This is a genomic window from Accumulibacter sp. (genome assembly GCF_032229525.1).
In the GTDB taxonomy this organism is placed as follows: Bacteria; Pseudomonadota; Gammaproteobacteria; order Burkholderiales; family Rhodocyclaceae; genus Accumulibacter.
The window spans coordinates 1,341-2,827 of record NZ_JAVTWB010000232.1; the positions used below are offsets into that span (position 1 = coordinate 1,341).

The following is a 1,487-nucleotide window of genomic DNA, read 5'->3' on the forward strand; positions in this document are numbered from 1 at the left end:
CGGGGTCGAAATGATCGGCGAGCAACGAGAGCGCCGCGCCGATCCACAGGATGATCGCGAAGAACAGGGTGAACTTCTGCGCGCAGCGAAGCAGCAGGTGCTGTCGCCGGACCTCTTCGAAATGGTTGATGCCATACTCGGGCAACCGGCGCGCCGCCTCGGTGGTGCTTAGGTCGGCGGCCGAAGTGTTGAGACTGGCCAGCGACTGGTCAACTGTGAGGCTATGGATAGGCACGGGTTGAGCTCGCTTGCCTGGCTGGTCGTGGCGTTGTTAACAACCACAATGTACGCTGTTGACGGCTACAAAACACCTGTCAGGCGCGGCCAACGGCGCTAGTCGGTCCTCGACAGCCTTAGGCCAGCAGCGCGGCGATCATCCGCTCAGCCTGGCGCAGATAGCTGCCACCGAACAGATTCAGATGATTGAGCACATGGTAGAGCTGGTACAGCGTTCGACGCAGCTCGAAACCTTCGGCGAGCGGCCAGGCCTCGCGGTAGGCGGCGTAGAAGCTGGCCGGAAAGCCGCCAAACAGTTCGCTCATGGCCAGGTCGGCTTCGCGGTCGCCAAAGTGCACCGCTGGATCGAACAGCACCAGTCTGCCGGAGGCGTCAACGGCGGCGTTGCCGGACCACAGGTCGCCATGCAGCAGACTGGCTGGTGGGCAATGGTCGGCGAGCAGGGCGGGAAGCGCCTCCCCCAACCGTTCGCCATCGGCGATCAGTTGGCCATGGTAGCCATGACGCCGGGCGAGTTCGAGTTGCGGCAGCAGACGTTGGCTGGCGAAGAAGGAAGACCAGCTCGTCTGCCGGGTATTGGCTTGTGGCGTGCTGCCGATGAAATTGTCGCGATGCCAGCCATGCTGCGCACCCTGGATGCGATGCAGCTCGGCCAGCGCGCGCCCCGCCGCCACGCCGTGGTCGCGTTCGCGCAGCCCTTGCAGGGGCAGGTGTTCAAGTACCAGGTAGGCCTGTCGGCCGCTGCTGCCGTGGCCAATGACGCGCGGCACGCGTAGCGCCGGGCAGCTCGCCAGCGCACTCAGGCCGTCGGCTTCGGCGGCGAACATGTCGGCCAGTCGGCTGTCGTTCAGTTTGACGAACCAGCGCCGGTTGCCGCTCTCAAGCAGCAGAGCGCGCGAAATCGAACCGCCGCCGACCGCCGTGGCCTTGTCGATCTGCGCCGGTGAGCCGCTGTCGCTGGCCATCAAATGGCACAGTGCGTCACCCAGCGCGGCGTCCAGAGCGAGGCTCATGTCCTTCCTTTCGTGTCTCGGCGGATGGCCGTACCGTATGGCGCGCGTTCGCGATCCCGGCTCTCCCTCGGGCTTGCTTCGGGGAGGGCGCGGCTTGCGCCGCGGTCGCCGTTCGCCGCTTCAGGCGGCGGGTGGTCTTTGCTGCCGAAGGCAGTCGAAGAACTTGCGATCAGCACCGAGCAGGTGCTTGGCGATTACCTCGTGGGCCAGGAACTGAAACACGTCGCCAATGCCCTG

At 65.4% G+C, this 1,487-nt stretch carries 2 protein-coding genes; both read right to left on the reverse strand.

Annotated elements, in window-relative coordinates; genetic code table 11:
* Nucleotides 1-235 (reverse strand): cation-transporting P-type ATPase (locus tag RUW20_RS18485; protein WP_313953688.1); only part of this gene is annotated, 235 nt, incomplete at its 3' end.
* Between the two features lie 118 nt (nucleotides 236-353).
* Nucleotides 354-1,250, reverse strand: a complete 897-nt coding sequence (locus RUW20_RS18490; RefSeq protein WP_313953689.1) for a fructosamine kinase family protein — start codon at nucleotides 1,248-1,250, stop codon at nucleotides 354-356.
* Between the last annotated feature and the right edge of the window lie 237 nt (nucleotides 1,251-1,487).